This window comes from Pseudomonas sp. C9-3 (genome assembly GCF_032392015.1).
GTDB lineage: Bacteria > Pseudomonadota > Gammaproteobacteria > Pseudomonadales > Pseudomonadaceae > Pseudomonas > Pseudomonas nitroreducens.
Genome location: NZ_CP135919.1, coordinates 804,390 through 829,756, shown reverse-complemented (window position 1 = coordinate 829,756; position 25,367 = coordinate 804,390). Strand labels below are relative to the sequence as shown.

The 25,367-nt window shown below is 66.1% G+C and carries 21 protein-coding genes; 8 read left to right on the top strand and 13 right to left on the bottom strand.

The features are described from left to right. Positions 1-55 precede the first annotated feature (55 nt). The 7 genes from RS899_RS03695 to RS899_RS03665 are packed head-to-tail and all read right to left on the bottom strand — an operon-like array spanning position 56 to position 8,412. Entirely contained in the window at positions 56-1,066 is a 1,011-nt protein-coding gene (locus RS899_RS03695) for a response regulator (RefSeq protein WP_054908272.1), read from the bottom strand. 24 nt (positions 1,067-1,090) lie between these two features. Then, the gene (locus RS899_RS03690) at positions 1,091-2,098 is read right to left on the bottom strand and encodes a chemotaxis response regulator protein-glutamate methylesterase (RefSeq protein WP_054908271.1); all 1,008 of its coding nucleotides are present in this window, start codon (positions 2,096-2,098) and stop codon (positions 1,091-1,093) included. Continuing rightward, positions 2,095-4,383, bottom strand: coding sequence for a hybrid sensor histidine kinase/response regulator (locus RS899_RS03685; protein ID WP_315809120.1), 2,289 nt, complete (start codon positions 4,381-4,383; stop codon positions 2,095-2,097). Before RS899_RS03685 ends, RS899_RS03690 begins: the two co-directional genes overlap by 4 nt. Next, complete coding sequence (locus RS899_RS03680) at positions 4,380-5,081, bottom strand: chemotaxis protein CheW (RefSeq protein WP_054908269.1); 702 nt, start codon at positions 5,079-5,081, stop codon at positions 4,380-4,382. Before RS899_RS03680 ends, RS899_RS03685 begins: the two co-directional genes overlap by 4 nt. Continuing rightward, the gene (locus RS899_RS03675; protein ID WP_315809119.1) at positions 5,074-6,309 is read right to left on the bottom strand and encodes a CheR family methyltransferase; all 1,236 of its coding nucleotides are present in this window, start codon (positions 6,307-6,309) and stop codon (positions 5,074-5,076) included. The genes RS899_RS03680 and RS899_RS03675 overlap by 8 nt, the downstream gene beginning before the upstream one ends. Next, positions 6,306-6,818, bottom strand: coding sequence for a chemotaxis protein CheW (locus RS899_RS03670; RefSeq protein WP_315809118.1), 513 nt, complete (start codon positions 6,816-6,818; stop codon positions 6,306-6,308). The genes RS899_RS03675 and RS899_RS03670 overlap by 4 nt, the downstream gene beginning before the upstream one ends. Further along, positions 6,793-8,412 carry a methyl-accepting chemotaxis protein gene (locus tag RS899_RS03665; protein ID WP_054908266.1) on the bottom strand — a complete coding sequence of 540 codons (1,620 nt, stop codon included), beginning with the start codon at positions 8,410-8,412 and terminating at the stop codon, positions 6,793-6,795. Before RS899_RS03665 ends, RS899_RS03670 begins: the two co-directional genes overlap by 26 nt. A 203-nt stretch (positions 8,413-8,615) precedes the next feature. Between RS899_RS03665 and RS899_RS03660 the strand changes: the two genes are divergently transcribed. The 3 genes from RS899_RS03660 (at position 8,616) to RS899_RS03650 (ending at position 11,339) form a co-directional block, all read left to right on the top strand. Continuing rightward, positions 8,616-9,053, top strand: a complete 438-nt coding sequence (locus RS899_RS03660; RefSeq protein ID WP_315809117.1) for a YqaA family protein — start codon at positions 8,616-8,618, stop codon at positions 9,051-9,053. Between the two features lie 155 nt (positions 9,054-9,208). Beyond that, a complete protein-coding gene (locus RS899_RS03655) occupies positions 9,209-10,831 on the top strand; it encodes a methyl-accepting chemotaxis protein (protein ID WP_315809116.1) in 1,623 nt (540 codons plus the stop codon). A 118-nt stretch (positions 10,832-10,949) separates the two neighbouring features. Next, entirely contained in the window at positions 10,950-11,339 is a 390-nt protein-coding gene (locus tag RS899_RS03650) for a hypothetical protein (protein WP_024765682.1), read from the top strand. Between the two features lie 216 nt (positions 11,340-11,555). On the opposite strand, the gene RS899_RS03645 is transcribed toward RS899_RS03650, so the two are convergent. From RS899_RS03645 to RS899_RS03635, 3 genes are all read right to left on the bottom strand, one after another. Continuing rightward, on the bottom strand, positions 11,556-11,840 hold the full coding sequence (locus tag RS899_RS03645) for a hypothetical protein (RefSeq protein ID WP_024765683.1): 285 nt from the start codon (positions 11,838-11,840) through the stop codon (positions 11,556-11,558). 133 nt (positions 11,841-11,973) lie between these two features. Beyond that, positions 11,974-13,596 (bottom strand): MFS transporter, encoded by a 1,623-nt coding sequence (locus RS899_RS03640; protein ID WP_038803391.1) that lies wholly within the window; start codon positions 13,594-13,596, stop codon positions 11,974-11,976. A gap of 232 nt (positions 13,597-13,828) precedes the next feature. Continuing rightward, positions 13,829-15,493, bottom strand: a complete 1,665-nt coding sequence (locus tag RS899_RS03635; RefSeq protein WP_315809115.1) for a GMC family oxidoreductase — start codon at positions 15,491-15,493, stop codon at positions 13,829-13,831. A 138-nt stretch (positions 15,494-15,631) separates the two neighbouring features. On the opposite strand from RS899_RS03635, the gene RS899_RS03630 reads away from it, so the two are divergent. Next, positions 15,632-16,552, top strand: coding sequence for a LysR family transcriptional regulator (locus RS899_RS03630; RefSeq protein WP_315809114.1), 921 nt, complete (start codon positions 15,632-15,634; stop codon positions 16,550-16,552). Between the two features lie 205 nt (positions 16,553-16,757). Further along, positions 16,758-18,734 (top strand): tetratricopeptide repeat protein, encoded by a 1,977-nt coding sequence (locus tag RS899_RS03625; protein ID WP_315809113.1) that lies wholly within the window; start codon positions 16,758-16,760, stop codon positions 18,732-18,734. A gap of 112 nt (positions 18,735-18,846) precedes the next feature. On the opposite strand, the gene eco is transcribed toward RS899_RS03625, so the two are convergent. The 3 genes from eco to RS899_RS03610 form a co-directional block, all read right to left on the bottom strand. Further along, a complete protein-coding gene (gene eco / locus RS899_RS03620; RefSeq protein WP_054908259.1) occupies positions 18,847-19,329 on the bottom strand; it encodes a serine protease inhibitor ecotin in 483 nt (160 codons plus the stop codon). Between the two features lie 110 nt (positions 19,330-19,439). Next, the gene (locus RS899_RS03615) at positions 19,440-20,228 is read right to left on the bottom strand and encodes a tellurite resistance TerB family protein (protein ID WP_024765693.1); all 789 of its coding nucleotides are present in this window, start codon (positions 20,226-20,228) and stop codon (positions 19,440-19,442) included. Positions 20,229-20,425: 197 nt separating this feature from the next. Next, positions 20,426-21,145, bottom strand: a complete 720-nt coding sequence (locus RS899_RS03610) for a tellurite resistance TerB family protein (protein WP_054908257.1) — start codon at positions 21,143-21,145, stop codon at positions 20,426-20,428. Positions 21,146-21,396: 251 nt separating this feature from the next. Here RS899_RS03610 and RS899_RS03605 point away from each other — a divergent pair, with 251 nt between their 5' ends. The 3 genes from RS899_RS03605 to ydcS all read left to right on the top strand — a co-directional run bounded on the left by RS899_RS03605 (position 21,397) and on the right by ydcS (position 25,363). After that, positions 21,397-22,308 carry a LysR family transcriptional regulator gene (locus tag RS899_RS03605; protein WP_045209919.1) on the top strand — a complete coding sequence of 304 codons (912 nt, stop codon included), beginning with the start codon at positions 21,397-21,399 and terminating at the stop codon, positions 22,306-22,308. A gap of 335 nt (positions 22,309-22,643) precedes the next feature. Further along, on the top strand, positions 22,644-24,098 hold the full coding sequence (locus tag RS899_RS03600) for a gamma-aminobutyraldehyde dehydrogenase (protein ID WP_064979582.1): 1,455 nt from the start codon (positions 22,644-22,646) through the stop codon (positions 24,096-24,098). Positions 24,099-24,217: 119 nt separating this feature from the next. After that, positions 24,218-25,363 carry a putative ABC transporter substrate-binding protein YdcS gene (ydcS, locus tag RS899_RS03595; RefSeq protein ID WP_315809112.1) on the top strand — a complete coding sequence of 382 codons (1,146 nt, stop codon included), beginning with the start codon at positions 24,218-24,220 and terminating at the stop codon, positions 25,361-25,363. Positions 25,364-25,367 lie beyond the last annotated feature (4 nt).

The window sequence follows — 25,367 nt, the reverse complement described above, 5'->3', positions numbered from 1 at the left end:
CTTTTCAGGCTTTGCGACAAAGCACGCCCACCGTTTTCGCGCCCTCCCCGCCCGTTCAGCCGGCGATGGCCACCTGGTTGCGGCCGCCGTGCTTGGCGTTGTAGAGCGCCTGGTCGGCCAGTTCGATGAGCTGGCGGCAGGCCTGCCCGGCTTGGGGGATCAGCGTCGCCACACCGATGCTGATGGTCAGCGACGAGCCCGGCGTGGGCAGTTCGTGGCGGATATTCAGGTCCTGCACCAGGCGCCGCAGCTTTTCCGCCAGCAGGCGTGCACCGCCGGGCGAGGTGTTGGGCAGGACCATGACGAACTCCTCGCCGCCGTAGCGCGCCGGCAGGTCCGAGGGGCGGCTGGCGCTGGCGCGGATCGCCCCGGCCACCTGGCGCAGCGCCTCGTCGCCCTGCACGTGGCCGAAGGTGTCGTTGTAGGCCTTGAAGTGGTCGACATCCATCAACAGGATCGACAGCTGGGTCTGCTCACGCAGGCCGCGGCGCCACTCCATTTCCAGGTATTCGTCGAAGTGCCGGCGGTTGGACAGCCCGGTGAGGCCGTCGGAGTTCATCAGCCGCTGCAGCACCAGGTTGGTTTCCAGCAACTGCTGCTGGCTCTCGCGCAGGGCCCGGTAGGCCTCGTCGCGCTGCAGCAGGGCGAGGTAAGAGCGCGAGTGGTAGCGCACCCGCGCGATCAGCTCGATGGCGTCGGGCAGCTTGACCAGGTAGTCGTTGGCGCCGGCGGTGAACGCCGCGCTCTTCACCGCCGGGTCTTCCTTGGTCGACAGGACGATGATCGGCAGGTCACGCGTAGCCGGATTGGCACGGTACTCGCGCACCAGCGAGAGGCCGTCGGCGCCGGGCATCACCAGGTCCTGGAGGATCACCGTGGGCTTGATCTGGATGGCCAGGGCAATGGCCTGGTGCGGATCGGAGCAGAAATGGAAGTCGATGCTGGGGTCGTCCGCCAGCGCGCGGCGCACGGCTTCGCCGATCATCGGCTGATCGTCCACCAGCAGCACCATCACAGCGGAATCGCCTGGGATGTTCACGGGGTAGTCACTCGTCAAAGGGTTCATCTGATGGGGCTCCGTAGCCTGCACTCAGGCGCAGACTTCAGCGAGTCTTCGGGCGATGTCGCCCAGCGCGCGAATCTCCACGGCGGCACCGATCGCCGCCGCGGCCTTGGGCATACCGTACACGGCGCTGCTGGCCTGGTCCTGGGCCAGCGTCAAGAAACCGCGTTCGCGCATGCGCTTCAATCCCTCGGCGCCGTCCCGGCCCATGCCGGTCAGCAGCACACCGACGGCATCGCCGGACCAGTACTCCACCACGCTGTCGAAAAACACATCGATGGATGGCCGGTAGATGTGGCCGCTGGGTTCGGCGGTGTAGGCCAGTTCGCCGCCCTTGACCAGCCGGATATGGTGATTGGTGCCGGCCAGCAGCACGCAGCCCGGCTGCGGCGGCTCGCCGTTGCGCGCCAGGCGCACGGGAATCGTCGACTGGGTGGAGAGCCACTCCGCCATGCCGGCGGCAAACACCTCGTCGACGTGCTGGACGACCACGATGGCCGCCGGGAAATCCGCCGGCAGCTTCGCGAACAGATCCGCCAGCGCCGCCGGGCCGCCCGCCGAAGAGCCGATGGCGACCAGCTTGCGAGCACCACCGCCCTTGCGCGCCGGCACCGTGCTGGTGGCAGGGCGGCTGTCGCGCGGTGCATTGAGCCAGGCCAGGTTCTGCAGCTTGCGCAGCAGCGGGCGAGCCGCCTCGGCGGGGTCGCCGGCGCCCATGCTCGGGGTATTCACCGCGTCCACCGCGCCATTGCCCATGGCGTCGAACACGCGGCTCATGTTCTGTTCCAGGTCGACCGTGACGACGATGATCGCGCAGGGGCTCTGGGCCATGATCCGGCGCGTGGCCTCGACGCCATCCATCACCGGCATCAGCAGGTCCATGAGGACCACGTCGGGCTTGTGCGCCGCGCACATCTCCAGCGCTTCGGCGCCGTTGGCGGCGACCCAGACGATGCGATGCGCCGGCTCGAAAGCGAGCGCGCGGCGCATCGCCTCCACTGCCAGTGGCATGTCGTTGACTATCCCTATCTTCACCCGTGGGCTCCTCCGATCAGGTCGACCACCGCGTCCAGCAGGGCCTCGTCATGGAAGCTGGCCTTGGCCAGATAATAGTCGGCGCCGGCATCCAGGCCGCGTCGACGGTCTTCTTCGCGGTCCTTGTAGGACACCACCATCACCGGCAGCGATTGCAGGCGGCTATCGCGGCGGATCAGGGTCACCAGCTCGATACCGTCCATGCGCGGCATGTCGATGTCGGTGATGACCAGGTCGAAATGCTCCGAGCGCAGGGCGTTCCAGCCGTCCATGCCGTCCACCGCCACAGCGACATCGTAGCCACGGCCCAGCAGCAGCTTGCGTTCCAGCTCGCGCACGGTGAGCGAGTCGTCCACCACCAGCACGCGCTTGCGCGCCGGGCCGGCGAGGCGCCCGGCAGGATCGATGCGTTCGAGCCGGCCGGTAGCCAGGAGCTTCTCCACCGAGCGCAGCATGTCCTCGACGTCGAGGATCAACACTGGCGTGCCGTCATCCAGCAGCGCACCGGCGGAAACGTCCTGCACCTTGCCCAACCGGGCATCCAGCGGCACCACCACCAGGGTGCGCTCGCCGATGAACTTTTCCACCGCCACGCCGTAGGCGCTTTCCCGATCGCGGATCACCACCACCGGAATCTCGTCCGGCGAGCCTTCGCCATCGGGGCGCTGCAACAGCTGGCTGGCGGAGACCAGGCCGACATGTCGTCCTTCATGCCAGAACTGCTGGCGGCCTTCGAGCTGGACGATCTCGTCCGCCGCCAACCGGCGCATGCGCTCGATATGTGCCAGCGGGAAGGCGTACGCCTCGCCGCCGATGGTGACGACCAAGCTGCGCACCACGGACAGCGTCAGCGGCACTTCCAGGTGGAAACGCGCGCCCTGCCCGCGCACCTGCTCCATGCGGATACCGCCGCGCAGCTGGCGCACCATGTGCTGCACGGCATCCAGGCCGACGCCGCGACCGGACACCTCGGTGACCTGCTCGCGCATGCTGAAGCCAGGCAGGAACAGGAAGCTCAGCAGCTCGTCCTCGGTGAGACGCGCCACGGTTTCCTCGGTGGAGAGCTGGCGGCGGACGATGGCAGTGCGCAGGCGGTCGAGGTCGACGCCGCCGCCGTCATCCTGCAGCTCCAGTACCAGCATGCCGGCGTGGTGGCGGGCCAGCAGCTGGATGCTGCCCTGTTCCGGCTTGCCGACGCGGGCGCGTACCTCGGCGGATTCGATGCCGTGGTCGACGGCGTTGCGCAGCAGGTGAGTCAGCGGCGCTTCGAGCTTTTCCAGCACATCGCGGTCGACCTGGGTAGTCGCGCCCTGCACGTCCAGGCGCACGGCCTTGCCCAGTGAGCGACCGAGGTCACGGACCATCCGCGCCTGCCCGGACAGCACATCGGAGAAGGGACGCATGCGGCAGGACAGTGCGGTGTCGTAGAGCGACTGCGCGCGCTGGCCGGCCTTGAAGCTGAATTCGTCCAGCTCGGCGATCTGCTCGCTGAGCAGTTGCTGGCACTCACCGACCAGGCGGCGCGCGTCGGCCAGATAGGCCTGCGCCTCGGCGTCGAGATTGGCCGTGCTGGCGGCATCGCGGGCGCCATCCAGTACGCGGCTGGCACTGGCCTGGATGCGCTTGAGGCGCTGCAGAGAATCGAGCAGCGGCTTGAGGCGCTGGGACTCCACCAGCGACTTGCTGGAATAGTCGAGCAGTTGGTTCAGGCGTTCGGCGGTGACTCGCAGCACGCGTTCGCCGGCTTCATCGCTGTCGCTGGAGCGGCGACGGGGTGCCGGTTCGGCGGGCGCGGCAGGCAGCGTGGGCGATTCAGTAGCCGCCTCAATGGCGACGGGGGCCGGCTCGACCGGCATGGCAACGGGAGGCGCAGGCGGTGCCGGGGTCTTTCCGGAAAGCAGCGCCTGCAGGCGCTCGACCATGGCCGGTACGCTCTGCTGGGCCTGCTCCGCACGCTCGGGCTGGGCGTCGGCGATGTGCAGGAGGATATCGGTGCCGGCTAGCAGCGCGTCGATATGCCCGGAGGTCAGCAGCAGGCGGCCCTCCTGGGCGCCGACCAGGCAGTCTTCCATCACATGGGCGACCTGCACGCCGGCATCCAGCCCGACGATCCGCGCCGCGCCCTTGAGCGAGTGCGCCGCGCGCATGCAGGCTTCGAGCTGGTCGGCCTGGGTCGGGTTGCGCTCCAGCGCCATCAGGCCCTGCACCAGCACCTGCGTCTGGGCCTCCGCCTCCAGGCGGAACAGCTCCAGCATCGATGCGTCCTTCATCTGGTCCGGGGTCATGCGAGGCTCCGGGTGGCGGCATCGAGCAGGGCTTCCTGGTCGAGCAGGCGGATGCTGCGGTTGCGCCACTGCATCACACCACGGGTGAAGCGGTCATTGGCGGCGTGGCCCTGAGACGCGGCTTCGACGATGGCCTTCTCCTCCAGCTCATGAATGCCTTCCACCTCGTCCACCGGCGAGATGATCGGCCCGCCAACGGCCGCCAGGATCAGCATGCGCGGCACGACGCGGGCATCGTCACGAGTGGCCGTACGGTTGTCGAGGCCGAGCAGTTCACCGAGGGAAATGCACGCCACCAGGGTGCCACGCACATTGGCCACGCCCAGCAGCGCGGGCGAGCGCTGGTGCGGCAGCGAGTGCACGACGCAGGACGGTGCCACCTCGGCCAGGGCGCGGGTGGGCAGACCCAGCCATTCCTCGCCAAGACGGAAGATCAGGTGCGGGCGGCCCTCTTCGATGGCTGCCTCAGTAGTTTCGACGGGCGCCAGCTGCGCTCCCTCGCTGCCCAGCGCGTAGCGGTCCAGCAGGCTGATGGCAGCGGCGGCATGCACCGGGCAGTTGCGGCAATGGATGTGCTCGGCCAGCTTCGGGCAGCTGCGGTCGCCGCGCACGCCGATGCGGTTCCAGCAGTCGTCCACCGTCGGCAGATCGCTGTCGAAGACCGAGCTGCCGATGGATGAAGAGTCGCGTTCAACCATTGCGCTTCACTCCTCGCGCGGCGCGCTCCTGCAGGCGGCGGGCGCCGGCCGTGTCACCCTGGGCCGCAAGCAGCGCGGCCAGGTGTTGCAGGCTTTCCTGGTGGTCGGGTTGCAGGTACAAGGCCTTGCGGTAGAAAGCCTGGGCCTCGCTGCCCTGGCCCTGGGCATCGGCCAGCAGGCCGAGCCAATAGAAAGCTTCGGCGTCCGGGCCCTTCTCGGCCAGCAGCGCCTCGCAGCGCTGGCGCGCTTCGGCGGCGTGGCCGGAGTTGGCCAGCCGGGCGATCTCCGCCAGCGCGTTTGCGGCGGGCACAGTGACCGGCTGCTCGGGTTTGGCGGCCAGGCGCGGGCGCACCGGCGCGGGCTTGGGCGGAGCCGGACGCGGGATCGGCGCCGGCGCGGTCCAGTTCAGCGGCGCCACGCGGGGAGCCGGTTCGGCGCTTTCCAGCGGGAAGGCGAAGGATTGCGGGACGCCCAGCGGGCGCAGGCCGATGCGCGACATCAGGCTGGCTTCGGCCGGGCCGATGAACAGCACGCCATCCGGCCGTGTCAGGCGACACAGCACTTCCACTACCTGCTCCTGGGTCGGCCGGTCGAAATAGATCAGCAGGTTGCGGCAGAACACGTAGTCATAGGGCGCCTCGCCGGCCAGCAGGCCCTGCGCCAGCAGGTTGCCGACACGGAAGCGGACCTTGCGGCGCACCGCCTCGGCGAGCTGGTAATCGTTGCCATCGGCGCTGAAGTGGCGGTCGCGGAACTCCAGGTTGGAGCCGCGGAAGGAGTTGCGTCCATAACGCCCCTCTTCCGCCCGCTCCAGTACCGCGCGGCTGACATCCAGCGCGTCGACCTGGAAGGCAGACGGCGCCAGTCCCGCATCCAGCAGCGCCATGACGATCGAGTACGGCTCCTCGCCAGTCGAACAGGGCAGGCTGAGCACGCGCAGCGGGCGGCTGCCGGCCAGCTCCAGCAAGCGCCGGGACGCGAGATCGGCGAGCGCGCCGAAGGATTCGGGGTAGCGGAAGAACCAGGTCTCCGGGACTATCACCGCTTCGATCAGCGCCTGCACTTCCTCGGCAGAACCCTGCAGGAGCATCCAATAGTGCTCGGCGTTGCCGTTGCTGGCCTTGTTGATGCGCTGGCGCACGGCGCGCTCGATCACGGCGTCGCCCACCGATTCGGCGTCCAGGCCGATACGTTCCTTGAGCAATCGGGCGAAGCGTGGATCGGTCATGCCGGCGCTCCTCCCGAGTCACGCAGCAGGCGCGTGCGGGCTTCGTCGCTGAGCAACTGGTCGACACCGACGCGCTGCAGCAAGCCCTGCTCATCCTCCAGCACGGGGCCGAGATAGCGGGCGCTGCCGTTGTCCAGTGGGTAATCGCGGAAAGCCTCGGGATCACGGCGCAGGGTGTGCGTGGCCTGTTCGAGGATCAGCCCGAGCCGCTGCTCCGGGCCATCGACCGCGGCGCGGTAACGCACCAGCACCAGGCGCGTGCTGGTGCGACGCGGCGCGCTGTAGCCGAAGGCCAACTGGCTCAGGTCGAGCACCGGCAAGAGTTCGCCGCGGTGCGGGAACAGCCCGGCGATCCAGTTTGGCGCTTCCGGCACGCGCTTGAGCGCAGGCACCGGCAGCACCTCGATGACGTCATGGACGTCCAGCGCATAGCGGTCCGCACCCAGGCGGAATTGCAGGTACAGCCTGCCCGCCGCGGCGGCGTCAGACCTTGAAGCGGGAGACGCCATTGCGCAGTCCGTTGGCCACGAGGTTCAGCTCGTCGATGGCGAAGCTCGCCTGGCGCAGGGATTCCACGGTCTGCCCGGTAGCCTCGCCGAGCTGCACCAGCGCCTGGTTGATCTGCTCGGCGCCGGTGGCCTGGGCCTGCATGCCTTCGTTGACCATCTGCACACGCGGCGCCAGCGCCTGCACCTGCTGGATGATCTGCGAGAGCTGCTCGCCGACCTGGCCGACTTCGGAAATGCCGCGACGCACCTCCTCGGAGAACTTGTCCATGCCCATCACACCGGCGGACACGGCGGACTGGATCTCGCGGACCATCTGCTCGATGTCGTAGGTGGCCACGGCGGTCTGGTCGGCCAGGCGGCGCACTTCGGTGGCGACCACGGCGAAGCCACGGCCGTACTCGCCGGCTTTCTCCGCCTCGATGGCGGCGTTGAGCGACAGCAGGTTGGTCTGGTCAGCCACCTTGACGATGGTGGTGACCACCTGGTTGATGTTGCCGGCGCGCTCGTTGAGGATCGCCAGCTTGGCGTTGACCAGTTCGGCGGCGCCCATCACGTGGTGCATGGTCTCTTCCATGCGCGCCAGGCCAAGCTGGCCGGAGCCGGCCAGGGTGGAAGTCTGCTCGGCAGCAGACGACACCTCGGTCATGGTGCGCACCAGGTCGCGGGAGGTGGCGGCAATTTCCCGCGAGGTGGCGCCGATCTCGGTGGTGGTGGCGGCCGTCTCGGTGGCGGTGGCCTGCTGCTGCTTGGAGGTGGCGGCGATCTCGGTCACCGAGGTGGTCACCTGGATGGCCGAGCGCTGCGCCTGGGATACCAGGCCCTTGAGCTCCTCGGCCATGCCGTTGAAGCCGGTTTCGATCACGGCGAATTCGTCGTTGCGCTCCATGGCCAGGCGCGTGGTGAAGTCGCCGCCGCCCATGACCTGCAGGCCTTTCACCACCTGGCGCACCGGCTCGGTGATGGCGCGCATCAGCAGCAGCCCGCACACCGCGGCGGCCAGAATCGCCAGCAGCAGGGAAATGAGCATGATCACCTTGGCGGTGGTCACCTCGGTAACGATGTTCTCCGCGGCGGCATCAGCAATCTCCTTGTTCAGCGAGATCAACTGGTTCAGCGTTTTGCGGCCGTCCTCCCACATCGGCTCCAGGCGATCCAGCAGCAGACGCCGGGCACCCTCGCGGTCCGTGGTGTAGAGCTGCAGCACCTGTCCGAGCAGGGCGTCGTACTCGTTTATCTGCTGCTTGAAGTGCGCGAGCATTTCCTTGTCGCGACTGTCGCTGACCGTCCGTTCATAGAGGGCAACGCGCTCGATCAGGGTGTCATGGTTGGCACGGAACTCCTGCCGGCGCGCCTCGTCGAGCGACTTGCCATCGCTCAGGCCAACCAGTACCTGGGTCAGCAGGATGCTGTCGGTCCAGGCCGAGCGCACCGTGGTCAGGGCATAGGTGCCGGGCATGGCATCTTCGCTGACCCGCTTCGTGCTGGCTTCCACGCGAAGCAGACGGGTGTAGGAAATCACCACCATCAGCAACATGATCGCGATGACGACGGCAAAGCTGGCCAGGATGCGTTGGCGTAGAGTCCAGTTCTTCACAGCGTTCCCCAGAAGATGTGTGGCGTGCCGACGGATGATGGATTCGGGCGAGCAGTCGCGCGAATGTAAATTCCTACTAAATCCTCAGCAAGATAGGACATATAGTATCCGGAGACGCTGGAACCTTATCTCTTTATTCCGAATTTTTAGTACGCCGGTTCTGCCATTCCGACGCCCCATTTCCCTCGGCCAATCCAAGACTCATGCTCAGCCTTGCCCTGGCCGCTCACCTTGGCCTTTTCCTCTCCGCCTTCGGCGCCGCCACCCTGCTGCCGCTGCAATCTGAAGCCGTGCTGGTCGGCCTGCTGCTGGGTGGGCAGTACCCACTGTGGTCGCTGCTGCTCGCCGCCAGCCTTGGCAACGTGCTCGGTTCGCTGGTGAACTGGCTGCTCGGCCGGGGCATCGAGCGCTGGCGCGGGCGGCGCTGGTTCCCGGTGAGCGAGCGGGCGCTGGAAAAGGCCCAGCACCACTACCAGCGCTTCGGCAGCTGGTCGCTGCTGCTGAGCTGGGCGCCGGTGATCGGCGACCCGCTGACGCTGATCGCCGGTGTCATGCGCGAGCCGTTGTGGCGCTTCCTGCTGCTGGTCACGCTGGCCAAGGCCGGGCGCTACGCAGCGCTGGCCTGGCTCACGCTCGTCTGAATGAACCCCTCTCCAAAAGCGGACAGGTTTTTCGTCTGCTAGTCCTGTTTTGCCACTGCTGCGAAAAAATGGCGCCCAGTAATATCACTGCGCCATCACCGCACATGGCAGGCCCACGGGCCCAACACAATGGATGAAGAAAAGGGAAATTCACGATGTTCAGAAGCATGAGTATTGGCCGCCGCGCGTCCCTGGGTTTCGCTGTCATGGGCCTGCTCCTGGTGTTTCTCGGGTTGTTCTCGCTGTACAAGCTGTCGACCCTGCGCGCCGCTTCCGAGGAAATCGACAGCAACTGGCTGCTGAGCATCAACCAGATGAACCAGCTGTCGGGCGACATCGCGCGCATTCGCCTGGAATCCATGCGTCTGCTGGTCAACCACGACAGCACCGCGCGCCAGCACAGCCTGGCGCTGATCGCCGAGGCGCGGCAGGACAAGGACAAGGTGCTCGCCGACTACCGCCAGCTGATTCTCAGCGCCGAAGAGCAGCAGCGCACCGATGAGCTGCGCCAGACGCTGGACGGCTATCTCGGTTTCGTCGACCAGTTGGTGGAAAAGATCCGCCAGAACGACGACGAGGGCGCGCTGCACATCCTCAACGGCAACATCACCCAGCAGGGCGCGGAGCTGAACAAGCGTCTCACCGCACTGATCGACCTCAACCGCAATGGCGCCGCCGCTGCCGCCGACCGTGCCGTAGAGCAGTTCCAGAGCGGCCGGTTGGTGGTTGGCGCAATCCTCCTGCTGAGCGTCGGCCTGACCCTGCTGCTGGCCTGGCAACTCACCCGCAGCATCGTCGTGCCGCTTGGCCAGGCGGTACGCGTAGCCCGGACCATCGCCAGTGGCGACCTCAGCCAACGCTTCACCGTCGAAGGCCGCGATGAGCCGGCGCAGTTGCTCAACGCCCTGGCGGACATGCAGAACAGCCTGCGCGAGACCATTCGCGGCATCGGCAACTCGGCGAGCCAACTGGCTTCGGCCGCCGAGGAAATGCACAGCGTCATGGACGACAGCAGCCGCGCGCTGCAGCAGCAGAGCGACCAGATCGAGATGGCCGCTACCGCTGTCAACCAGATGACCAGCGCCGTGGAGGAAGTGGCCAGCAACGCCGCCTCGACCTCCGCCGCCTCCCGCGAGGCCATCGACGCCGCACGCAGCGGCAGCGAGCGGGTGGACGAAACCTCCAGCGCTATCGGCATCCTGGCTGGTGAAGTGGGCCAGGCTTCGCAGCAGGCCGAAGCCCTGGCGAACCAGGCGCAGGATATCGGCAAGGTGCTGGAAGTGATCCGCAGCGTCGCCGAGCAGACCAACCTGCTGGCGCTCAACGCCGCCATCGAAGCCGCCCGCGCCGGCGAGGCCGGGCGTGGTTTCGCGGTGGTCGCCGACGAGGTCCGCTCGCTGGCCCAGCGCACACAGAGCTCGACCCGCGAGATCGAGGAGCTGGTGTCGGCCATCCAGAACGGCAGCGATCGCACCGTCACCGCCCTGCTCAGCAGTACCGCCCACGCCGAGCGCACCGTCAGCCGCACCGGCGAGGCAGGCGCCTCGTTGCAGGTGATCCTGGAACGCATGTCGCTGATCAACGAACGCAACCTGGTGATCGCCAGCGCCACCGAGGAACAGGCCCAGGTCGCCCGCGAGGTAGACCGCAACCTGCTGACCATCCGCGACCTGGCGACCCAGACCTCGGCCGGCGCCACCCAGACCAGCGCGGCGAGCCAGGAACTGTCGCGCCTGGCCGTGGACCTGAACGGCATGGTGGCGCGCTTCGTGGTCTGACGGCCTGTCACCCTACTCCCGTTTCGCCTTCGAACTAGCGAAACGGGACGGGGTGGCAGGGAATTTTTCCGGCAATTTCCTATCCAATGGCCATCATGGAACGCCACAGGGTGGATAGATGAAACTGTTGAAATTCTCGGCCGTGCTGGCCGCAGCCGCATTGTTGAGCGCCTGCGGGGGTAACGAAGCGAAGGTCTGCGGCTCGGACGACGTGAAGAACCAGCTGGTGAAGGTCTTCCTCTCCGGCGCGCTTTCCGCCCAGTCCGATGCGCTGAGCAAGGCCGAGCTGAAAGACGTGGCGATCATCGACAAGGACCCGGACAGCGGCGTACTGGAATGCGTCGGCACCCTGACCGTACCGGTAGTCGGCCAGGTCGCCTCGGGCACCCTGAAGTACCAGATCGCCCCGGCGGCCAAGTCCGAGCACGACTACCTGCTGCTACTCGCCGACGGTCCGCTGGCCAATGCCTTCGCCAAGCGCATCGAAGGAATGATCCCGCAGCAGTGAGGTTATCCACAGGCAATGAAAAACCGGCCCAGGTGGCCGGTTTTTTATTGGGCGGGCATTTTGTAGGAGCGAGCTTGCTCGCGAACAAACTCCGCTGTGAACGACGGGTTCGCGAGCAAGCTCGCTCCTACAGATATGCGCTGCCCCTGGGGTTACCGCTGGGAATGGATTCCGCCAGGAGAATTTCGCGGTGGCCTACTGCAGGGGACTTTCGGCTCAGAATCCTTCCAGATCGATCAGCTCACCCTCGAAACGCAGCCAGCCGCCCTCTTCATTCGCCTCGCCACCCTGGATCTCGCCGTAATAGGACAACCCGTTATCCAGCGTCACGCAGACGTGGGTCGGCTCTTCCGGGGCATCCAACTGGCCCTTGAAACGCACCTCGATCACGCCCTCTTCGGGAGCACTGAGGGTGATGGTGACGCGGGCGTTATCCACTGCTTCGGCTTCGCGGCCCCAGTGCTCGGCGCTGACGGTAACGGTGGCGATTTCTTGACTCATGCTCGAACTCCAATACGAATGGCCCGCTGCGCAGGCCAAGTCGGCATAGGGTAAGCGACACCGTGTCGCCGCGATACATCTCCGCCATGAACAAGGCCCGCATCGCGCGGGCCTTGTTCACTTCAAGCGCCGGTCAATCGGCGTGGATGTCGTTGTCCTTCGTCTCGCGCAGGAACAGCAGCGAGCACACCAGACTCATCGCCGTCACCAGCACCGGGTACCACAGCCCGTAGAAGATGTTGCCGGTATACACCACCAGGGCGAACGAGATGGTCGGCAGCAACCCGCCGAACCAGCCGTTGCCGATGTGGTACGGCAGCGACAGCGAGGTGTAGCGGATGCGTGTCGGGAACAGCTCGACCATCAGCGCCGCCAACGGGCCATAGCAGCAGGTGGCGATGAAGATCAGCGCGACGATGATGGCCACCACCATCGGCCGGTTCACCAGCGAGGAATCAGCCACGGTCGGGTAGCCGGCATCCTTCACCGCTGCGCCCAACGCGGCAGCGTCGAAGCCCTCGATGCGCTTCTCGCCCACGGTCACCACCAACTCGCTACCAGCCGGCGCGGCCACCGTGCTGTAGGGCACGCCGCCTTTCACCAGCAGGGTCTTGGCCTTGTCGCAGGCGCTGTCGAACTTGGCCTTGCCCACCGGATCGAACTGGAAGGTACAGGTGGCCGGGTCTGCCATCACGGTGACCGGCGCCTGGCGCGAGGCCGCGTCGATCTGCGGGTTGGCGTAGTGGGTCAGCGCCTTGAACAGCGGGAAGTACAGCACCGTGGCCAGCAGCAATCCGGTGATCAGCACCGGCTTGCGACCGACCTTGTCCGACAGCCAGCCCATGATCACGAACAGCGGCGCACCGATCACCAGCGCAACGATCAGCATCCCGTTGGATAGCGCCGGGTCGACCTTGAGCACCTGAGTGAGGAAGAACATCACGTAGAACTGTGCGGCGTAGAAGGTCACCGCCTGCCCGGCGTTGATGCTGAACAGCGCGATCAGCACGATCTTCAGGTTGCTCCAGCGGGTGAACGATTCCTTGAGCGGCGATTTGCTCACCTTGCCCTCGGCCTTCATCTTCAGGAACGCCGGCGACTCGTGCATGGACAGGCGAATCCAGGTGGAGATGCCCAGCAGCACGATGGAAATCAGGAACGGCAGGCGCCAGCCCCAGGTTTCGAACTCCGGCCCGGTGAGCTGGCGGCAACCCCAGATCACCACCAGCGACAGCAGCAGCCCGCCGGTGGCGGTGCACTGGATCCAGCTGGTATAGGCGCCGCGCTTGTGGTCCGGCGCGTGCTCGGCCACGTAGATCGCCGCGCCGCCGTACTCACCGCCCAACGCCAGGCCCTGCAACAGCCGCAACACGATGAGGATGACCGGTGCCGCCACGCCGATGGTGGCGTAGGCCGGCAGCAGGCCGACGGCGAAGGTCGACAGGCCCATCAGCAGGATGGTGACGAGGAAGGTGTACTTGCGCCCGATCATGTCGCCCAGGCGGCCGAACACCAGCGCGCCGAAGGGGCGGACGAGGAAGCCGGCGGCAAACGCCAGCAGGGCGAAGATGAAGGCGGTGGTGTCGTTGACCCCGGCGAAGAAGTGCTTGGCGATGATCGCCGCCAGCGATCCGTAGAGGAAGAAGTCGTACCACTCGAACACCGTGCCGAGCGACGAGGCGAAGATCACCTTGCGCTCGTCGCGACGCGTAGTCGCGGGACGCTCATAGGAGCTGGGCTGTGCTACATCGGTCATTACGGGCTCTCCTGCCCCTTCTGGGGGCTCTTGTTTTTGTCAGCCTCGACTGCCGCGGCTCTAACACCGCGCGATACCGGTTTTTTCAGCTCTTCGTAGGAGCGACTCTGTACAACAAATACGTAGGATGGCGTGGAGCGAAGCGATACCCATCGATTACTGCGCAGCTTCCGCATGGGTATCGCTCCGCTCCACCCAACCTACAAACCGTGCAGCTTTCGGCCGCACGCCGTCACGCCACCGGAGCTTCCTCCTGTGCGCGCCCACTGGAAGGGATGACCTCCGCGCCGCGCGCGGGTTCGTTCAAAATCATCTGCGCGGCCTTTTCCGCGATCACCAGCACCGGCGAACAGCTGTTGCCCGAGGTCAGGCTGGGCATGATCGAAGCGTCGGCGATGCGCAGGCCGGGGATGCCATGCACGCGCAACTGGCTGTCCACCACCGAGCCCTCGCCCTGCCCCATGCGGCAGGTGCCGGCCGGATGGAAGATGGTGGTGCCGATCTCGGCGGCGGCGCGGTGCAGGTCTTCTTCGGTCTGGTAATCCGAGCCGGGCTTGAACTCCACCGGGTTGAAACGCGCCAGCGCGGGTGCGGCGGCGATACGCCGGGTCAGGCGGATGGCATCGGCAGCTACGCGCAGGTCCTGTGGGTGGCTCAGGTAATTGGGCTGGATCACCGGCTTGTCGCGCGGATCGAGCGAGCGCAGCGTCACAGTCCCGCGGCTCAGCGGACGCAAATCGCAGACCGACGCGGTAAACGCCGGGAAGCTGTGCAGCGGCTCGCCGAAGCGTTCCAGCGACAGCGGCTGCACGTGGTATTCGAGGTTGGCCGAACGCTGGCCGGGGTCGGACTTGGCGAACGCGCCCAGTTGGCTCGGCGCCATGGACAACGGCCCGCTGCGCTTGAGCAGATACTCCAGGCCCATGCCCATCTTGCCCCACAGCGTCGAGGCGATCTGGTTCAGCGAAGGTGCGCCGTTCATGCGGTAGATCAGGCGCAGCTGCAGGTGATCCTGCAGGTTGCCGCCGACGCCGGAGAGCTCATGGCGCACGCCGATTCCGTGCCTCTCCAGCAGATCGCGCGGGCCGATGCCCGAGCGTTGCAGCAACACCGGCGTGTTGATCGCCCCGGCGCAGAGGATCACCTCGCGCCGAGCCCGCAGTTCACGCCGAGCCCCCTGCCAGTTCACTTCCAGGCCAACCGCGCGACCGTTTTCCAGCAGTACACGATGGGCTTCGACGTGGGTCAGCACGGTGAGATTGGCGCGGTTGGCGATGGGCCGCAGGAAAGCCTTCGACGCATTCCAGCGCACGCCGGAACGCTGGTTCACCTGGAAATAGCCGCAGCCTTCGTTGTCGCCGCCATTGAAGTCCTCCACCGAGCGCACGCCGGACTGCGCCGCCGCCTCGCGGAAGGCATCGAGGATCGCCCACGACAGGCGCTGCTTCTCCACCCGCCATTCGCCGCCGGAGCCGTGCAGTTCGCTCGATCCGCCGAAGTGGTCCTCCATCTTCATGAATAGCGGCAGCAGGTCGTTCCAGCCCCAGCCAGGGTTGCCCTCGGCAGCCCAGCCGTCATAGTCCAGCGCCTGCCCGCGCATGTAGATCATGCCGTTGATCGAGGAGCAGCCGCCCAACGTGCGCCCGCGCGGGTACTTGATGGCGCGGCCGCTCAGGCCCGGCACCTTTTCGGTGTCGAAACACCAGTCGGTGCGCGGGTTGCCGATGCAATAGAGGTAACCGACGGGGATGTGGATCCAGGGATAGTTGTCCGGGCCGCCGGCTTCGAGCAGCAGCACGCGGTTGGCGGGGTCGGCGGACAGGCGATTGGCCAGCAGGCAACCGGCGGGGCCCGCGCCGACGATCAGGTAGTCATAAGCATCCAGTGCCTGCGGCATGGAAAGTACCTCGTCGTTTCTTGTTCTTTTGGGTATGACGACTGAGCCTAGTCGTTCGTTCGTGATAAAAGAACAGTCGTTTCGAGTCACCTACTGTGCGTTTTCTAACAGTGCGCCTTCTGCCAACGAGAGCCGCCCATGTTCGACTGGAATGACCTGCGCTACTTCCTCGAGCTGCACCGCAGCGGCCGCCTGCTGACCACCGCCAAGCGCCTGGGCACTACCCACGCCACCGTGGCGCGGCATATCGAGAGCATCGAGCGCGACCTCGGCACCCAGCTGTTCGCCCAGCACACCGGCGGCTACCAGCTCACCCCGGCCGGCCAGGCGCTGCTCAAGCACGCCGAGGCCATGGAAAACACCGCCCTCCTCGCCCAGGAGGAAATGAGCCAGGCCATCTCGCCGCTGGGGCAGATCCGCATCGGCGTCACCGAAGGCCTGGGCACCATGTTCCTTGCCCCGCGCATGGGCGAACTGATGCAGAGGTATCCCGGGCTGGAGGTGGAACTGGTATCGGTGCCGCGCTTCGTCAGCATCACCAACCGCGAGGCGGACATCGCCATCACCCTGGAACGCCCCAGCGCCGACCTGCTCATCAGCCGCCTGCTCACCCGCTACCGCCTGAGCCTGTTCGCCAGCCCCGCCTACCTGGAAAACGCCCCACCCCTGCGCGACCGCGATGACCTGTGCAAGCACCCGTGGATCGGCTACGTCGACGACCTGCTGTTCAGCCAGGAACTGCTGTTCCACCACAGCTTCTGCCGCCACCCGCAGGTGGTCTTCCGCAGCACCAGCGTGGTTGCCCAGCAACAAGCCGCCCAGGCGGGCATCGGCATCGCCATCCTTCCGCAGTACATGGGCCTGCACGACCCGCGGCTGGTGCCGGTACTGCCGGAGGAGTTCATCGAACGTGAATACTGGATGTGCACCCGGCGGGAGTTGCACCGGTCGGTGCGGTTGAGGTTGGTGTGGGACTTTCTGGTAGAACTCTGCGGCCGCGAGCAGGGCATTCTGGTCGAGGGACAAACCGCAGCTATACCGGCTGCAGCGAGCCACTGAACGCGCCATACCAGCACGGCGCGGCCTTTCTTCAGGAGCAAGTGTGCTCCTGCAAACGCGGTTAGCCTGCCGATAGGGGCTGCTGCTTCACCACATCAATAGCGCCGAACTTGCCTACAGGTTCAGGGATTCCTGACACCCGCTTCCGAATTATTCAAGGCGACTTTTACCGAAGATATCCGGCACCCGATTCCGGAGATATTTCATGCGCCAGCGGCAACCCAGCCTGTCCCTGCAGCTCATCATCGACGCGATCAATAGCGGCGAACTTACTCGTGGCGAAGCGCTGGCTCGGCAGTTCCTGCGTGTACAACCACGCAACGCCGAAGCGCTAAATCTGTGTGGAGTGGCGTGCCTGAACCAGGGCAAGGCAACACAGGCACGGGAACTGATAAAACGTGCCCTGACCCTGCGCAAGGATGCGAGCTACCACTTGAACCTTGCCCTGGCCGAGCAGGCCCTGGGCAATGCCGAGCGGGCAGAAGAGGCATTTCGGGCATGCTTGCAGTTACAGCCGGGGAATGCGCAGGCAGCCAACAACCTCGCGAACATCTGTAACAAGCAGCGCCGCTACAAAGAAGCTGAGCAACTCTATCTCCAGGCCATTGCCAGCAACCCCGCCTATCTCCTGGCTTACAAGAACCTCGGTAACCACCTGTGCGAGCGTGGCCAAAGCGAAGCGGCCATTCCCATTCTCACTAGAGCTCTCAAATTAAGCCCGGATAGAAGCGACCTTCAGCTGGAGCTGGCCAAAGCACTGCAAAATAGAAAGCGCTACAAGGAGGCCTCTGAGTGGTTTGCCAAAGGCAAGAGCTGGAGCAACCTGCAACTGACTCTGCGCAGTCTCGGCAGTTGGCCAGATCTTGCAGCGATTGATGCCGCGCTGCTGCAAGATCTCGGCGGTTCCAAACGGGAAGCGATCACGCCCTGGGGCCTGATCAACCTGCCCGAACTTTCCCCGGAACTACACCGCGATGCCGCTCGCCACTTTGCCGAGTCGCGCTGGTCACGGGAGCTGCTCGCCTCACCCTTGAGCAGCGAGCCCACAGAGGGCGAATGCCTGCGCATCGGCTACCTGTCCAGCGACTTCTATGACCACGCGACGATGCACCTGATGATGGGCGTGCTGGAGGCGCACGACTGCGCCAGGGTGGATATCCACCTGTTCGACTACAGCCCGGAGCGAGACGACCCTTACACCCGCCGTATCGCCGAGACCGGCCTGCCGCGCCACAACCTGCGCGAACTGTCCGACGAGGCGGCGGCGAAGCTGATCGCCGAGCAGCGCCTGCACGTCCTGGTGGACCTGAAGGGCTACACCACTGGAGCGCGCCAGGGCATCACCGCATTGCGGCCGGCGCCGGTGATCATCAATTGGCTGGGCTATCCGGGCAGCCTGGGGCATCCACGCCTGGCGGATTACCTGATCGGTGATCCGACCGTGACGCCAGCCGAGCACGCTGCGCATTTCAGCGAGACGCTGGCGCTGATGCCCCATAGCTACCAACCCAATGACCGGGACCGCCCCTTGAACCCGCCGCCTGGTCGAACGGAGGTCGGGCTACCGGAAAAAGGCGTGGTGTTCGCCAGTTTCAACCAGTTGCTCAAGCTCAATCCGGGCGAATTCGACCAGTGGTGCCGATTGCTGCGGGAGGTGCCGGGGGCCGTCCTCTGGCTGCTGGAGCCCGAGGCCGAGGAGGCCCGCGACAATCTTCGGCGCGAGGCACAGCAGCGTGGAGTGGCCGCCGAACGCCTGATCTTCGCGCCACGCTTGAAACAGGATGAACACCTAACCCGTCTCTGCCTGGCCGACCTGGCCCTGGACAGCTTCCCCTGCACCTCGCATACCACCGCCAGTGATGCGCTCTGGGTGGGGGTACCGCTGATCACTCGACTGGGCGAGACCTTTACCAGCCGCGTGGCGGGAAGCCTGCTCAAGGCGCATGGTTTTGACGAACTGGTAGCGAAGGATGCAGAGGACTGCTTCGAGCGGCTGAAAGCCCTGGCCCTCGACGACAGCGCACGCACTGAGCTGCGCCAGCGGCTGTCGGCAGCGCGGATGGACTCGCCGTTGTTCGACACGGCGCGTTTCACCCGTGATCTGGAAGCCTTGTACCAGGCAATCTGGCAGCACCACTGCACCGAGCCGGAAGAGCGCTCCGAGGTTGTGCTGGCGGTTTAGTTGCAGGACCGAGGGGGACGCCCAGTCCTTGCTCGCGAACCCACCCAGCGCTGGAGCCGGGGGAAGCCTGTTCGCGAGCAAGCTCGCTCCTACAAAAGCAGGAGCGGAAGGGTCACTCCGCGCGGGCGTGCTCGACCTTGTCGGAGGCGGACCAGAGGCGGTAACGCACTTCGACGTCTTTCGGCGCGTAGATCACGATGGGCAGTTTGCTGTTGTAGCGCAGCACGAAGCCTTCACCGATTACCGGGACGAAGTCCTTCTTGCTCTTGCCCTCGGGGCAGGCCATCAGGGTGCTGGCCGGGCCGCTGACCTTGTCCAGGCGGTAGTAGGAGTAACCCCAGCCTTCCAGGGTCTTCTCTTCCAGGGTGCCGCCCAGGCGCTGGCGGTTGCAGTCGACGGTCAGCGTCTTGCCGGCGAGGATCTCGACCTTGAAGTTCTCTTCATGGGCTTGCTTGGGCAGATGGATGACCTGTCGGACGAAGCCGTCCTCGGCCTTGGGATAGGGCGCGACGTCTTCCAGTTTGGCGGCGTTGGCCAGGGTGGCGGTAACGCTGAGCAACAGCGCGGTGGGCAGGGTGAAACGAGCGAACGGCATGAAGCCTCCTTGCAGAATTGAGGAACGAACGCGCCGCGAGGGTGCGTTCGTCCGAGCCTCTCTGACCGTCAGATTGTACGAATGCTCCTACGGTCGTGCCCTGAGTTGTATCAAGCTACTTCACCACCGGCCTTCGCCTGCTGTTCCAGATGCGCCTGGAGTTCCGGGGCGAGGTTGAGGTTGTAGGCCAATTCGTCGAGGTAGGTGCGCTCGGCGTCCTGCTGGTCGTCCACCAGCATCACGCTGACCAGGTACATTTCCGCGGCAACGGCGGGATCGCCCTGGGCGGTTTGCGCGACGTCCGCGGCGTCCAGTGGTTTCTGCATTTCGGCGTCGATCCAGGCCTGCAATTGCGGCTCGCCGGCGTGGCGTTGCAGTTCTGCCTGGATCGCCGCCTGCTCGCGCTCATCGATACGGCCGTCCGCCTTGGCAGCCGCGAGCATGGCAGTGAGTATCGCGTGGCTATGGGCTTCGGCCTCGGGGCCATCGAGCTGGTCGACGGTGGTCAGCGATTGCTGCTGCGAGGGATTGGCATTCTGCTGGCGCTGCCAGTTCTGATAGGCCTGGTAGGCCATCATGCCCAGCGAGGCGAGCATGGCGTAGTTGACGCCGCCACCCGTGGAACGCCCCTGGGGAGCGCCGCCGGAACTGGCGCCGCCACCGAGCATGCTGCCCAGCACACCACCCAGGCCGCCCAGACCACCACCACCGGAACCGCCCGCGCTACCACCGCCGAGAATCGAACCCAGACCGCCGCCTCCGCCGCCGCCCAGCAACCCGCCGAGCAGGCCACCCAGGCCACCGAGCGGGTCCGCGCCACCGGCGCCGCCCTGTTGCTGTTGCGCCGCCGAGCCCTGTCCGGCCCGCAGCAGTTGTTCCAGTAGATCGGTTGTGTTCATGACCAGTCCCTCGCCATCGCGCGGTGTGCGTTGGGCAACGATAGTCCCGCCACACCGATGCGCCAGCGCCGTCCGCCAGCCGGCCCGGAATGGTCGGGACGCCCAGCGACGGAGACTGATGCCCGGCACCATCGGGTGCCAGGCGAAGCGGCGCAGCCGCGCCCTTTATCCAGCGGATGCGAGGAAGGTCACGCCACTCAGGCGGGCACCGCGTCCAGCGCCTTCTGCGCCTGGGCTTCCAGCTCGACCTTGAGGCCGGCGTCGAGACTCAGCTGGCGCGCCAGTTCGTCGAGGTAGGCACGTTCCATGAAGTTGGTCTCGTCGACCATCAGCAGGCTGGCCAGGTACATCTCGGCAGCCATTTCCTCGCTGGTGGCGGCGCGAGCAACCTCGGCCGGGTCCAGCGGCTTGGCCAGTTCGCGCTCGAGCCAGCCTTGCAGCTCGACGTCGCCGGTGAGCTTGGCAATCTCGCCATCGATCAGTTGGCGTTCGCGATCATCGATATGTCCGTCGGCTTTCGCGGCGGCGACGATGGCCCGCAGGATCGCGTGGCTATGCTGCTCGGCCTGTGCCGGCGGCAGGCGGTCAACGGTCTGCGGCTCGCCGCGCGGAGCGCTGGCCTGCTTCTGCTGCCAGTTGCCGTAGGCCTTGTAGGCGAGCACGCCCAGCGCCGCGAGGCCGCCATAGGCGACGACCTTGCCGCCCACCTTGCGCGCCTTCTTGCTGCCCATCAGCAAGCCCAGCGCACCGGCTGCCAGGGCGCCGCCACCGGCGCCGGACAGCAGGCTGCCCAGGTCCAGGCCACCCTTGCTGCCACCCTGTGCGGGTTGGCCGCCGCCCTGCTGGGTCAGGCCCTTGTTCTGCATCAGTTCCTGCCCGGACTTGAGCAGTTGGTCGAGCAGGCCACGTGTGTTCATGGCGATCTCCACTAGCTATCGAGATGAAAAGTCAGGCCTCCGACTCTAGCTCGCAGCCTTGTCAGAGCGGAGTTGCAGAGTGCTTCCGGATATTGCGGGCCTTTGCCGGCGGGTCCGCAAGGCAAATCGGCCGCTTTCATTCGATTAAAAAGAATGCTCCTATAGATTTTCGATAATCAACAATGAAATGCGCCGAGACCGGCTAGACAAGGCTCTAGATCGAGACTCCGCGCGCCAGCGGCCAATCGCCCATGATGACCCTCCGCCAGATCCGCCACTTCATCGCCGTCGCCGAGACCGGCTCGATCTCCGCCGCCGCCCAGGCGGTGTTCATTTCCCAGTCGACCCTGACGCTGGCCATCCAGCAGTTGGAGGAAGAGATCGGCGTGCGCCTGTTCGACCGCCACGCCAAGGGCATGACCCTGACCCACCAGGGCCACCAGTTCCTGCGCCAGGCGCACCTGATCCTGGCCACCGTGGAGAACGCTAAGCGCAGCCTGCAGCAGAGCACCGACCAGGTGGCCGGCAGCCTGACCATCGGGGTGACCAGCCTGGTGGCGGGTTACTACCTGGCCGACCTGATCAACCGCTTCCAGCGCGCCTTCCCCAACGTGAAGACCCGCGTGGTAGAGGACGAGCGCCCGTACATCGAGCACCTGCTGGTAAGCGGCGAGATCGACGTCGGCGTGCTGATCCTCTCCAACCTGGAAGACCGCCACGCCCTGCAGACCGAGGTGCTCACCCACTCGCCGCACCGCCTGTGGCTGCCGGCGCAGCACCCGCTGCTGGAACGCGACAGCATCGGCCTGGCCGATGTGGCCGGCGAGCCATTGATCCAGCTGAACGCTGACGAGATGGGCCTGCACACCCAGCGCATCTGGTCGCGCGCCGGGCTGGTGCCGCAGGTGACGCTGCGCACCGCCTCGGTGGAAGCCGTGCGAAGTCTGGTGGCGGCGGGCCTGGGTCTGTCGATCCAGCCGGACATGACCTACCGTCCCTGGTCGCTGGAAGGCGACATCATCGAGGCACGGCCGCTGGTGGACCTTTCCGAACCCCTGGACGTCGGCCTGGCGTGGCGCCGCGGCACCGCTCGACCGGCGCTGGTGGACCCGTTCCTCACCGTCGCCCGCGAGCAGCCAAACGCCAAGCGCCTGTCGATCTGAGGAGCGGATTACACAAACACGCCGAGCCAATGTAGGGCGAATAACCGCTCGCGGTTATCCGCCAAATGGACCGGGAGAAAATGGATGGCGGATAACGCTTGCAGCGTTATGCGCCCTACGAAAGCCGCTACGCAATGGCAAAACGCCTTGCGATCTAGAGGCTTACAGCGTTCGATTTAATCGAACGGCGCTTTCAGTAATTAGAATTTGTCGACCCCACGTCCGGACTCTAGTCTCTCGTCCCATACCAAAGGGCCAAGTTCCGGGCACCGCCCCTACGCCGGAGCACGCACATGGCCCCCGAAAACAAGACAGATAAAAGACGAGCTTCCAGGATGACCGGCGCAACCCTGCATACCGCCTTGCTGATCGACGGCCAATTGGTCGCCGGCGAAGGCATGGCCGAACCGATCATCAACCCGACCACGGGCGAGACCATCGTCAGCATCGCCGACGGCTCCATCGATCAGGTCGAGCAGGCCATCGCCGCTGCGCACCGCGCCTTCCCCGCCTGGGCCCGCACTACTCCCGCGCAACGTTCCGCCGCGCTGCTGGCCATCGCGGATGCCATCGACAAGCGCGCCAATGATCTCGCCCAGCTGGAATCGCTGAACTGCGGCAAGCCGCTGCATCTCGCGCGCCAGGACGATATCCCCGCGACCGCCGACGTGTTCCGCTTCTTCGCCGGCGCCGTGCGCTGCCAGCAGGGCCAGCTCGCCGGCGAATACGTACCTGGCCACACCAGCATGGTGCGCCGCGACCCGGTGGGCGTGGTCGCTTCGATTGCGCCGTGGAACTACCCGCTGATGATGGCCGCGTGGAAGATCGCCCCGGCGCTGGCCGCCGGCAACACGCTGGTGTTCAAGCCGTCCGAACACACGCCGCTGAGCATCCTGGCGCTGGCGCCGGCGCTGGCGGAAGTCCTCCCGGCCGGCGTGATCAACATCGTCTGCGGTGGCGGCGAAGGCGTCGGCAGCCATCTGGTCAGCCACCCGAAGGTGCGCATGGTCTCCCTCACCGGCGACATCGTCACCGGCCAGAAGATTCTCCAGGCCGCCTCGCGCACCCTCAAACGCACCCATCTGGAACTGGGCGGCAAGGCGCCGGTGATCGTCTGCAACGACGCCGATCTCGACGCCGTGGTCCAGGGCGTACGTACCCACGGTTACTACAACGCCGGCCAGGACTGCACTGCCGCCTGCCGCATCTACGCGCAGGCTGGCATCCATGACCGCCTCGTCGCCGAGTTGGGCGATGCCGTGGCAAGCATCCGCTTCGCCCGCAAGCGCGACGCCGACAACGAAATCAGCCCGCTGATCAGCGCGCGCCAGCGCGACCGCGTGGCCAGCTTCGTCGAGCGCGCCCTCGGCCAGCCGCACATCGAGCGCGTCACCGGCGCCGCCGTTCACTCGGGCCCCGGCTTCTACTACCAGCCGACCCTGCTGGCCGGCTGCAAGCAGCAGGACGAGATCGTCCAGCGCGAGGTGTTCGGCCCGGTCGTCACCGTGACCCGCTTCGACCAACTGGAGCAGGCGGTGGACTGGGCGAATGACTCCGAATACGGCCTGGCCTCCTCGGTGTGGACGCAGAACCTGGACAAGGCCTTCCAGATCGCCAACCGCCTGCAGTACGGCTGCACCTGGATCAACACCCACTTCATGCTCGCCAGCGAGATGCCCCACGGCGGGCTCAAGCGCTCGGGTTACGGCAAGGACCTGTCCAGCGACTCACTGCAGGACTACAGCGTGGTGCGCCACATCATGGCGCGCCACGGCCAGCAACTGGATTGAACCATCCGGCGGGGTCGCCCGCCGGCACATAAGAAACGCCCCGGCGGTACGCCGCGCGAGGGCTGTTGCTCGATTGAACTGCCCCACCAATAGAGACAACAACGAGAGGGAGACACCCGATGCGCAAGACCGCACTGCTCAGTGCCATCACCACCGCCCTGCTGGCCAGCGCCGGCGTCCAGGCCGCCGAGGCCCTGAAGGAAATCGGCAAAGGCGAAGGCCGCCTGGACATCATCGCCTGGCCCGGCTACATCGAGCGCGGCCAGTCCGACAAGAACTACGACTGGGTCACCCAGTTCGAGAAGGACACCGGCTGCCAGGTCAACGTGAAGACCGCCGCCACCTCCGACGAGATGGTCAGCCTGATGGCCAAGGGCGGCTATGACCTGGTCACCGCCTCGGGCGACGCCTCCCTGCGCCTGATCTACGGCAAGCGCGTGCAGCCGATCGATCCGTCGCTGATCCCCAACTGGAAGAACATCGACCCGCGCCTGAAGGACGCCGCCTGGTACGTGGTCAACGGCAAGACCTACGGCGCGCCGTACCAGTGGGGCCCGAACCTGCTGATGTACAACACCAAGGTCTTCCCCACCGCGCCGGACAGCTGGAAGGTCGTGTTCGACGCGCAGAACCTGCCCGACGGCAAGCCGAACAAGGGCCGCGTGCAGGCCTACGACGGCCCGATCTACGTCGCCGACGCCGCGCTGTACCTGAAGGCCACCCAGCCGGAACTGGGCATCACCGACCCGTACCAGCTCGACGAGAAGCAGTACGCCGCCGTGGTCGAACTGCTGCGCAAGCAGCATGACCTGATCCACCGCTACTGGCACGACACCACCGTGCAGATGAGCGACTTCAAGAACGAAGGCGTCGCCGCTTCCAGCGCCTGGCCGTACCAGGCCAACGCCCTGAAGGCCGAAGGCCAACCGATCGCCACCGTGTTCCCGAAAGAAGGCGTCACCGGCTGGGCCGACACCACCATGCTGCACGCCGAAGCCCAGCACCCGAGCTGCGCCTACAAGTGGCTGAACTGGTCGCTGGAGCCCAAGGTGCAAGGTGACGTAGCTGCCTGGTTCGGCTCCGTGCCGGCGGTGCCGGAAGGCTGCAAGGCCAGCACCCTGCTGGGCGGCGAAGGCTGCGCCACCAACGGCTACAACCAGTTCGACAAGATCGCGTTCTGGAAGACCCCGGTGGCCGAGGGCGGCAAGTTCGTCCCGTACAGCCGCTGGACCCAGGACTACATCGGGATCATGGGCGGCCGTTGATTTC

What these genes read in the sequence shown, in the direction of transcription:
- RS899_RS03615 (WP_024765693.1), bottom strand. Translation starts at nt 20,228, where the DNA reads ATGAACACAACCGATCTACTGGAACAACTGCTGCGGGCCGGACAGGGC.
- RS899_RS03660 (WP_315809117.1), top strand. Translation starts at nt 8,616, where the DNA reads ATGCTCAGCCTTGCCCTGGCCGCTCACCTTGGCCTTTTCCTCTCCGCC.
- RS899_RS03610 (WP_054908257.1), bottom strand. Translation starts at nt 21,145, where the DNA reads ATGAACACACGTGGCCTGCTCGACCAACTGCTCAAGTCCGGGCAGGAA.
- RS899_RS03635 (WP_315809115.1), bottom strand. Translation starts at nt 15,493, where the DNA reads ATGCCGCAGGCACTGGATGCTTATGACTACCTGATCGTCGGCGCGGGC.
- RS899_RS03680 (WP_054908269.1), bottom strand. Translation starts at nt 5,081, where the DNA reads ATGGTTGAACGCGACTCTTCATCCATCGGCAGCTCGGTCTTCGACAGC.
- eco (WP_054908259.1), bottom strand. Translation starts at nt 19,329, where the DNA reads ATGCCGTTCGCTCGTTTCACCCTGCCCACCGCGCTGTTGCTCAGCGTT.
- RS899_RS03605 (WP_045209919.1), top strand. Translation starts at nt 21,397, where the DNA reads ATGATGACCCTCCGCCAGATCCGCCACTTCATCGCCGTCGCCGAGACC.
- RS899_RS03640 (WP_038803391.1), bottom strand. Translation starts at nt 13,596, where the DNA reads ATGACCGATGTAGCACAGCCCAGCTCCTATGAGCGTCCCGCGACTACG.
- RS899_RS03600 (WP_064979582.1), top strand. Translation starts at nt 22,644, where the DNA reads ATGACCGGCGCAACCCTGCATACCGCCTTGCTGATCGACGGCCAATTG.
- RS899_RS03655 (WP_315809116.1), top strand. Translation starts at nt 9,209, where the DNA reads ATGTTCAGAAGCATGAGTATTGGCCGCCGCGCGTCCCTGGGTTTCGCT.
- RS899_RS03670 (WP_315809118.1), bottom strand. Translation starts at nt 6,818, where the DNA reads ATGGCGTCTCCCGCTTCAAGGTCTGACGCCGCCGCGGCGGGCAGGCTG.
- RS899_RS03650 (WP_024765682.1), top strand. Translation starts at nt 10,950, where the DNA reads ATGAAACTGTTGAAATTCTCGGCCGTGCTGGCCGCAGCCGCATTGTTG.
- RS899_RS03625 (WP_315809113.1), top strand. Translation starts at nt 16,758, where the DNA reads ATGCGCCAGCGGCAACCCAGCCTGTCCCTGCAGCTCATCATCGACGCG.
- RS899_RS03695 (WP_054908272.1), bottom strand. Translation starts at nt 1,066, where the DNA reads ATGAACCCTTTGACGAGTGACTACCCCGTGAACATCCCAGGCGATTCC.
- RS899_RS03685 (WP_315809120.1), bottom strand. Translation starts at nt 4,383, where the DNA reads ATGACCCCGGACCAGATGAAGGACGCATCGATGCTGGAGCTGTTCCGC.
- RS899_RS03645 (WP_024765683.1), bottom strand. Translation starts at nt 11,840, where the DNA reads ATGAGTCAAGAAATCGCCACCGTTACCGTCAGCGCCGAGCACTGGGGC.
- ydcS (WP_315809112.1), top strand. Translation starts at nt 24,218, where the DNA reads ATGCGCAAGACCGCACTGCTCAGTGCCATCACCACCGCCCTGCTGGCC.
- RS899_RS03675 (WP_315809119.1), bottom strand. Translation starts at nt 6,309, where the DNA reads ATGACCGATCCACGCTTCGCCCGATTGCTCAAGGAACGTATCGGCCTG.
- RS899_RS03630 (WP_315809114.1), top strand. Translation starts at nt 15,632, where the DNA reads ATGTTCGACTGGAATGACCTGCGCTACTTCCTCGAGCTGCACCGCAGC.